Origin of the sequence: Glaciecola sp. HTCC2999 (assembly GCF_000155775.1) — a bacterium.
Lineage (GTDB): Bacteria > Pseudomonadota > Gammaproteobacteria > Enterobacterales > Alteromonadaceae > Opacimonas.
Window position 1 is genome coordinate 625760 of the sequence record NZ_DS989810.1, and the last position, 8940, is coordinate 634699.

9 protein-coding genes and 1 rRNA gene are annotated in these 8940 nt (G+C 40.5%); all 10 read right to left on the reverse strand.

The window, feature by feature from the left end; genetic code table 11:
• Nucleotides 1-11 precede the first annotated feature (11 nt).
• Nucleotides 12-611, reverse strand: coding sequence for a recombination mediator RecR (recR, locus tag G2999_RS02740; protein WP_010178485.1), 600 nt, complete (start codon nt 609-611; stop codon nt 12-14).
• A 30-nt stretch (nt 612-641) separates the two neighbouring features.
• Nucleotides 642-968 (reverse strand): YbaB/EbfC family nucleoid-associated protein, encoded by a 327-nt coding sequence (locus G2999_RS02745; RefSeq protein ID WP_010178486.1) that lies wholly within the window; start codon nt 966-968, stop codon nt 642-644.
• Nucleotides 969-977: 9 nt separating this feature from the next.
• Nucleotides 978-3482 carry a DNA polymerase III subunit gamma/tau gene (dnaX, locus tag G2999_RS12780; protein ID WP_010178487.1) on the reverse strand — a complete coding sequence of 835 codons (2505 nt, stop codon included), beginning with the start codon at nt 3480-3482 and terminating at the stop codon, nt 978-980.
• Nucleotides 3483-3488: 6 nt separating this feature from the next.
• Nucleotides 3489-4025 (reverse strand): adenine phosphoribosyltransferase, encoded by a 537-nt coding sequence (apt, locus tag G2999_RS02755; protein ID WP_010178488.1) that lies wholly within the window; start codon nt 4023-4025, stop codon nt 3489-3491.
• A gap of 18 nt (nt 4026-4043) precedes the next feature.
• Nucleotides 4044-4172 (reverse strand): hypothetical protein, encoded by a 129-nt coding sequence (locus tag G2999_RS13760; protein ID WP_010178489.1) that lies wholly within the window; start codon nt 4170-4172, stop codon nt 4044-4046.
• Nucleotides 4173-4307: 135 nt separating this feature from the next.
• Nucleotides 4308-5150, reverse strand: a complete 843-nt coding sequence (locus G2999_RS02765) for a DUF2797 domain-containing protein (protein WP_010178491.1) — start codon at nt 5148-5150, stop codon at nt 4308-4310.
• 18 nt (nt 5151-5168) lie between these two features.
• Nucleotides 5169-5591, reverse strand: coding sequence for a RimK/LysX family protein (locus tag G2999_RS02770; protein WP_010178492.1), 423 nt, complete (start codon nt 5589-5591; stop codon nt 5169-5171).
• A 5-nt stretch (nt 5592-5596) separates the two neighbouring features.
• The gene (locus tag G2999_RS02775; protein WP_010178493.1) at nt 5597-6643 is read right to left on the reverse strand and encodes a succinylglutamate desuccinylase/aspartoacylase family protein; all 1047 of its coding nucleotides are present in this window, start codon (nt 6641-6643) and stop codon (nt 5597-5599) included.
• Nucleotides 6644-6656: 13 nt separating this feature from the next.
• A complete protein-coding gene (gene rimK, locus G2999_RS02780) occupies nt 6657-7562 on the reverse strand; it encodes a 30S ribosomal protein S6--L-glutamate ligase (protein ID WP_010178494.1) in 906 nt (301 codons plus the stop codon).
• A 500-nt stretch (nt 7563-8062) separates the two neighbouring features.
• Nucleotides 8063-8178: ribosomal RNA gene (rrf, locus tag G2999_RS02790) — 5S ribosomal RNA — on the reverse strand.
• Nucleotides 8179-8940: the final 762 nt, after the last annotated feature.

Below are 8940 nucleotides of genomic sequence, written 5' to 3' on the forward strand. Positions count from 1 at the left end.
CTGAAAAATTTTTAAATCGAACGACGCCCAGAAAATGCATGAGTTAAGGTATTACCATCAATATATTCAAGCTCTCCACCTACTGGTACACCATGTGCAATTCGAGTCGCTTTTACATCATGTTTTGTACACATTTGACCAATGTAATGCGCTGTCGCTTCACCCTCTACAGTGGGGTTGGTAGCGAGTATGACTTCTTGAATATTTTCATTCGCCAAACGTTGAGCCAAAATATCTAACCCAATTTCAGCTGGCCCAATACCATCAATTGGTGATAAGTGCCCCATCAGCACAAAGTATTGCCCACCAAACTCAGAAGTTTGTTCAATAGCGAGAATATCTTGCGGGGATTCAACAATGCACAGCGTTTGTGCTTGCTTTCTAGCGGGGCTTGAACATATCCCACACAATTTGCTTTCCGTAAAAGTTCGGCAAGACTCACAATGCGTCACATGTTCCATGGCATCATGCAATGAATGACTTAAACGCATAGCCCCCTCACGATTGCGCTCTAGTAAATGAAATGCCATGCGCTGAGCTGATTTTGCTCCTACACCAGGTAAACATTTAAAGCTCTCAATCAACTCAGTAATAAGCGGGCTATATTTCATATGACATGATGACCTATATGAAAAAATACCTTAGAAAGGCATTTTAAAACCCGGAGGAAGAGGCATACCACCTGTCACATCTGCCATTTTTTCTTTGGTCGTTTCAGCAACACGACGAACAGCATCATTACATGCAGCAGCAACTAAATCTTCGATCATGTCTTTATCATCATCCATTAACGCATCATCTATATGAACGCGTTTAACGTTATGATTACAGGTCATAGTGACCTTGACCATACCCGCACCAGCTTCTCCTGATACTTCGATATTCGCCAACTCAGCTTGTGACTTTTCCATGCGCTCCTGCATCTGCTGAGCTTGTTTCATGATATTTCCCATACCACCTTTAAACATAATAACTTCCTACGGTTTTGGTTTTAATGTGCCTGATACCACTGATGTACCAAAGGTACTTTGTAGTTTTTGTAGTTCAGGATTTGAATTTAAAATAGATTGTGCATATTCATTGCGGATTTGATTAATATGCATTTGTAAGGCATAAGGCGTATTAATGGGCTCACCAAAACTCACCTGCAATGTGATCGACGTATCGAAAAATACCGACAAAGCCTCTGCCAATGCGTTAACGGACGTTTCATTGTGTAAGTGAGCTTTATCTTGACCTAACAATAAAGTAACTACATCGCCTTCTCGACTAAATGATGCATGAATCGCTAACTGTTTATTTAAACCTGTCAAATTCAATTGACCAATGACATTCGTCCACTCATCAATCTGAGCTGCGCTCGTCAACTTATCACCATTAGGTAAAATCGCTTGTAAACCCTGCACATCAACTTTTTGTACAGTCACTTTGACTAATTCTGAGTTATCGACCAACCCCATTTTTGATGGGTCACGTTCTGGCTGAGAAAGTGATTCGGCCTGAACCTCTGGTTCGGTTTGTATAGTAGGAGCTGACATTATAGGAGTCGTATTTAACTCTGGTACTGTTTGCGAATCTGCAACTGCATCCAACTGCATCTCAAACAACTCTGGTTTAAGCTCCATTTCTGGCTTTGATTCACCTTTGTGCTCAGCAACAATTGGGGTTTCACTGTCTAGCTTATTTATCGATGCTTTTTCAACAAGACTTTCGTTGCTTTCGTTACTCGGAGAATCCGTGTTGAGATCGTCACTTAATGCTAATAGGTCATCAATAGCATTACTCGCAACTGTATTTATTTGTGGTTGACTTTCCTGTTCAACTTGCACATCAATAGGCACGTCTGAATAGTCATCATTCATATAGGCTTCTGGAGGTAGCGATTGCTCATCGAATTGCGATGGATGCATCTCATGGGCTTCATGCATGATCTCAGCTTGTTCTTGAAACATCGCAGATTCATCCGGACCTTGAAGTGTTGATACCGAAACTTGAGGCTGCTCTGGCTCTGGCTCTGGCTCTGGCTCTGAAAACATATCGTTCATGACCGCTGAGAAATCAACTTTTTCTGCACTATTTTCTTCATCTTCGACAATGACAGAAACTGGCTCTTTAACAGGTTCAGGAGCAGTTGTAGGTTCTGGATCAATTTCTTCCCTTACCTCTGACTGATAAGGAACAATTGTCTCTGGCTGAGCCTTTGGATCAACTGCAGATTCAGACTCAATCATCGGGTTTGTAGTACTTTTAGGCTCTTGCTCTATAACTGGCGCTTCTAGTATGGTGGGCTCAGGCGAAACGACTTCAGGTTCTGCGGCGAATGTCACCATCTCACCTACCTCAGCAATATGATTTTGCATATCTGTTTTAATGATATCAACAAAACCATCAATAGGAGTCACTGGTGTGAACGCTAACATGCGTAATAACACCATTTCAAAACCACTGCGACCATCCATGCTGTGAGGCAAATCTTGTTTACCGTTCAATGCCATTTGATATAGTAACTGTACATGTTCTTTAGAGATTGACCCGGCAAGTTTATAGATAGCACGTGCAGAGATCGTCTCTAACTTGCACACTTCTGGTACCACTTGGGTCATTGCAATTTGGTGTAATAGGCTCATTAGCTCATCGAGCACATGTGCATAATTCGGTGATGTTTGCGCTAACGATTCTACTTGTTCAAAAACAGCAATTTTATCTCCTTCTATCATACTGTGAAGTATTTTGAGAATTTGATTTTTATCCATCAACCCCAACATATCAGAGACAACGACGGTACTGATTTGGTTATTACCTTGAGCAATAGCTTGGTCAGTCAAACTTAATGCATCTCGCATACTACCATTAGCAGCACGGGCTAATTGAGCCAATGCGGCAGGTTCATGATTAATATGCTCTTGAGTTAACACATGAGATAGTTGCTGTTGTATTTGTTCGCGCGATAACGCTTTTAAGTTGAACTGTAAACAACGAGATAAAATCGTTACAGGTAATTTTTGTGGATCTGTAGTGGCCAGTAAAAATTTCACATGTGGAGGCGGCTCTTCAAGCGTTTTTAATAACGCGTTGAAACTATGCTTAGATAGCATATGCACTTCATCAATCAGATAAACTTTATAATCGCCCTGCGTCGGGCGGTATTGGACATTGTCTAATAGCTCTCTAGTATCATCCACTTTAGTGCGGGAGGCTGCATCGATTTCAAGTAAGTCGACAAAACGACCTTGCTCAATATCTCTGCAAGTACCGCATTCACCGCATGGGTTAGCACTTAATCCGGTATCACAGTTGAGGCTTTTAGCAAAAATTCGAGCTATCGTTGTCTTACCGACACCTCGAGTGCCAGTGAATAAATAGGCATGATGGAGGCGATTATTATCCAATGCATTAGATATTGCAGTCACCACATGCTCTTGTCCTACAAGTTCGGAAAACTTATTCGGACGCCATTTCCGTGCTAGGACTTGATAGCTCATAGTAAATTAATCGCCTTCAAATTCGCAAATCGCGTAAGGAGTAATCCCAGCCTCTTTGAGTTTTTGTTCACCGCCAATATCGGGCAATGAAATCACAAAGCCAGCATGTTCAACCACACCACCTAAGCGTTTAATCAGATTGGCAGTAGCGATCATAGTGCCACCTGTTGCGAGTAAATCATCTATCATTAACACACGTTCACCAGGGTTTATGGCATCTTGGTGGATCTCAAGATTATCAGTACCATATTCAAGTTCATATGCTTCAGTGATTGTTGCGCGGGGAAGCTTTCCAGGTTTACGTACAGGGATAAAACCAATCCCCATAGACAATGCTAAAGGCGCACCAAATAGAAAACCACGAGCTTCAGTGCCTGCAATTTTGTCAAATTTAAATGACTTATAATGTTCAGCCATCAATTCAATACATTGATTAAAAGCTTCATGGTCCTCTAAGACACTTGTGACGTCACGAAACATAATCCCTGGCTTTGGGTAATCCGGAATAGTTTTAATAACCGATTTAATATATTTGCCCGACAAAATTCACCCTTATTATTTTTATTTTGAGAAATAGAATACGAACCAACCGCAAATTACGTTTAATAACGGTAATGCTACTAACATGCCAATAGCAGCTAAAAAATACCAAACGTTGAATGGGTCTTTGAAATTTGAATCAGATGACATTGTACTACTCCATGGATGTACGTAAATATAAAGTTTTAATGCGACTAATTATAAAGGGAACAAGGTTAAAAATATAGCCTTTATCCCTAATAGTCTAATAGGTAAATATCTGCAAAGTAGCCATTTAAATAGTGATTAATCAATAACCGATAATGTTGCTTGATATCCCGTATATTTTCGTATGTTTATTACACGATTATTATCTAACATCCAATATTGGCCTTTGATACCTAAAAGTGTACCGGTAAATGAAGGTTCTTTATCTAAGTTAAGTGATGTGATTTTTTCTGGATATTGAGTAACAGGATAATGAATGTCGATTGTCTCATGCTCTACATCTTGAACTGCGAGTAAGCCATAATCATTTCTAATTGTTTGAATTTGCGGAGCGATTGCAGTTTTCATTTCTTCTTTTAAAGCCTTGAGATCTAGTTTTTCAGGTTCACCTTTAAGCATCAAACGCCAGTTTGTTTTATCCGAAATAAATGACTTACAGGCCGTCTCGACCAAACCACTCATTAACCGGTTACTTACACGATACAAGACAATCGCTTGAGAAGCGCCTTGATCCATCCAACGAGAGGATACGTTGCCATGAATTTGACGAGTTATCCCCACTTTACTTTGACCCGTGTTAGCAAGATAAACAAAGTGAGTGTTAAAGCAATGTGCCTCACCCCATTGTGGTTCTCGACAAGTTCCTTGGGAATAATGACATTGTTCAGGCTTCATAATACAGTCATCACATTGCGCCAATGCCCGCATACAATTGAAACAAAATCCTTGAGAGTAACTTTTATTAGTTTGTGTGCCACAATGAATACAGTTAATTTGCGCTAAATTCGTTAAGGTCAATTTTCGTCCAATCAGCGAATTCATTTCCACTAGATGCTCACCAATAGGTAAGGTGTATTGGACATGGTGTTCAGTGTCTGCATGAACATGCATTTTGGCTAACGCGCCTGTATATTGAGTCATTATTTACCTTTTTTGTGCTTAGCCTAAACGGTACTGGCATTCAGGATCGACGATAAATCGACCTTTCATAGCCTCTCTTCCTAATAACATACGATATGTCATGGTCGAACGATCCGTCAATGTTAGCCTTATTTTCCAACTTTTATTAGCCATGCTAATTTTTGTGTGGATAACGTATCGACGTTGCTTAGTCGCAGTTGAACTTTTAACCCGTTTAATATCAACTACTTTAGCTTCTTTGCGTACTATTTCGTCAATATCATAAACATCTGGATGGATATCAAACGAAATCCACATAACATTGTCTTTCGTAAACTCTTTAATATTATCCACATGTAAAGATGACGTTTTAGCCCCTGTATCAACACGAACATGTAAGCCTTCGATCCCTAATTGGGGTAAATCACATTTTTCTAATGAGCCGATTACTATTTTTTTCATAGTCTTTAATCAGTTATTGGATTAGGATTTTCTTCCAGATCCAGTTTATCTTGGAGCAATTCAACATGCTCAGCCACGAAATTCGGTTTTGAAAAATAAGCAATATGGTACATTGCTTCTCCCTCTTGTGTTAGAGGGATATTTTGCTTACCAATTACAACACCTTCATTATAAGAAACAATGGTATCAAGTAGAGTGCCAAACGGGTCAGAAATCGTAGCGAGCACATCACCTTTACCAACATGATCACCTAATTGCGCGACATGATTAACAAAGCCGCTTTCACTAGCTCGCACCCAGCCACTTTGCCGCGCAATAAATAATCGTACTTGTTTACCTGAACCTTTGCGCTTATTTAACATACCTATTTCGCGCATCACGTTAATGATACCTTTGACCCCTGCGCGAATAGAGAACTCATCATAGCGAAGTGCTTCACCCGCTTCATATAAAATAACTTTAACACCACGCTCTGATGCAGCTTGCCTGAGTGAGTTATCACGCTCTTCAGCATTAAGTAACACAGGCATACCAAAAGCTTTAGCCGCTGCTAAGGTTTCTGGATCATCTAAATTGGCCCGTATTTGGGGTAAATTACTGCGATGTATCGCACCAGTATGGAGATCAATACCATAATCACAGTGAGTCACAATTTCATTTAAAAACAAATGTGCAATACGACCTGCAAGTGAACCTTTTCTACTCCCAGGGAAACTTCGATTCAAATCTCGCCGATCCGGTAAATAACGAGATTGGTTCAAAACACCATATACATTCACCATCGGAACGACAATTAACGTACCGCGCAAAGTTTTAATAGATTTACTTTTAAGTAAACGGCTAACAATTTCAATTCCATTGAGTTCATCTCCATGAATAGCAGCGCTTACAAATAATGTCGGTCCAGGTCGTTTACCGCGCTGGACATGCACTGGTATAGACATTTGTGTATTGGTATATAAAAGTGGCATAGGTAACTCAATACGCTTAGTTTCACCCGCATTTATTGTGACACCACCAATGGTAATTGGAGCAATAGAGGCTCTTGTCATCTGTCGTTATATCCTAACCTTTACCTATTGTTTTGGTTTTATGTGGTTTTGCGTGTTTCACAATATGCTCAATAACCATAGTAGCTACATCTTTTCCGGTCGCTTTTTCGATACCTTCCAAACCAGGTGATGAATTCACTTCCATTACTACTGGTCCATTATTTGAGCGTAATATATCAACACCCGCCATACCCAGCCCCATAGTTTTAGCAGCGTCAACAGCCGTTTTTCTTTCTTGAGGCGACAAACGAACAATACTTGCTGATCCACCTCGATGTAAATTAGAACGAAACTCACCTGGCGCGGCTTGACGCTTCATTGCTGCAATAACTTTACCGCCTACCACTAAACAGCGAATATCGGCCCCGCCAGCTTCTTTAATATATTCTTGAACTAAGATGCTCGCATTGAGCCCCATAAATGCTTCGATAATAGCTTCGGCAGTTTTGGACGTTTCCGCTAAAACCACTCCAATACCTTGAGTACCCTCTAATAGTTTAATAACCACTGGTGCACCACCAACGTTCTTAATTAAATCATCAATTTTGTCCGGATGATTAGCAAAGCCTGTGCGAGGCATACCTATACCTTTTCTCGATAACAGTTGTAGCGAACGTAATTTGTCTCGCGATCGGCTGATCGCAACAGATTCGTTAATACTATAAGTACCCATCATTTCAAACTGTCTTACCACAGAGGTACCATAAAAGGTGACTGAAGCACCTATGCGTGGAATAACCGCATCATAGTAAGGTAATGGCTTCCCTTTGTATCTAACCGATGGTCGATTACTGGTAATATCCATATAACAATGCATAGTATCGATAACATCTATTTGATGACCAAGTGCTTCACCTGCTTCTTTTAATCGGCGAGTCGAATATAAATTACCATTTCTTGATAATATCGCAATACGCATTTCATAGTCCTGTTCTGTCAAAATTAACAACGATTTTAAGTACGCCTTTATACGCCTATTTTAAAATAACTCAAAATATTATTTATAATAATCAGTGCATAGTATGTGATTTTTACTCGACTGTGTAGGTGGAATAAGACTATTGTGTAAATGGTTAATAAAACGATATTTTTTTACAGGGAATGGCCAGTGATATACTTTGTTATTAGATAAAACATAAGCAATATTATTTTTATTATAGATGTGATGCTTATGCTTGATTGATTGATGCTTAAAGTGATCTTGCTGATAAAAGTTTGTCATTATATGTCCTTATTATGATTTACATTAAAAATGGTTTATTTTTATAAAGGTTAGACGCTTATATAAAAATGTTAAGATGGACTAAAGGACAGAAATACTTCTCTATAATGAGGGAGGATAAAGGGCTTTTACCTTATTACTTTCTTTCACGCATAAAAAAAGGCCTACCCTAAGGTAAGCCTTTCTTCGTAATGGGAGCTTGGCGATGTGCTACTCTCACATGGGGAAGCCCCACACTACCATCGCCGCTAATACGTTTCACTTCTGAGTTCGGAATGGAGTCAGGTGGTACCGTATCGCTATTGTCGCCAAGCAAAAACTGGTTTGATGTGATATCTGTCATCAACATCATGTTCTTAACTAATTTGGAAAAAGCTATATAAAAGTATATTTAATGTCTGAGCGCTACTCTCATCTACATCTTGATTATCTTATTGTCACTATCAAACGCAACCTAACTACTTTAAAGCAGCTTAGGCGTTGTATGATTAAGCCGCACGGGCAATTAGTACAGGTTAGCTTAACGCCTTGCAACGCTTCCACACCCTGCCTATCAACGTCGTCGTCTACAACAACCCTACAGAGAGATTAAATCTCTTGGGAAGACTCATCTTTGGGCCGGCTTCCCGCTTAGATGCTTTCAGCGGTTATCCGTTCCGAACGTAGCTACCGGGCAATGCCTTTGGCAAAACAACCCGAACACCAGCGGTTCGTCCACTCCGGTCCTCTCGTACTAGGAGCAGCTCCCATCAATCTTCCAACGCCCACACCAGATAGGGACCGAACTGTCTCACGACGTTCTAAACCCAGCTCGCGTACCACTTTAAATGGCGAACAGCCATACCCTTGGGACCGACTTCAGCCCCAGGATGTGATGAGCCGACATCGAGGTGCCAAACACCGCCGTCGATATGAACTCTTGGGCGGTATCAGCCTGTTATCCCCGGAGTACCTTTTATCCGTTGAGCGATGGCCCTTCCATACAGAACCACCGGATCACTATGACCTACTTTCGTACCTGCTCGACGTGTCTGTCTCGCAGTTAAGCTGGCTTATGCCATTGCACTAACCTCCT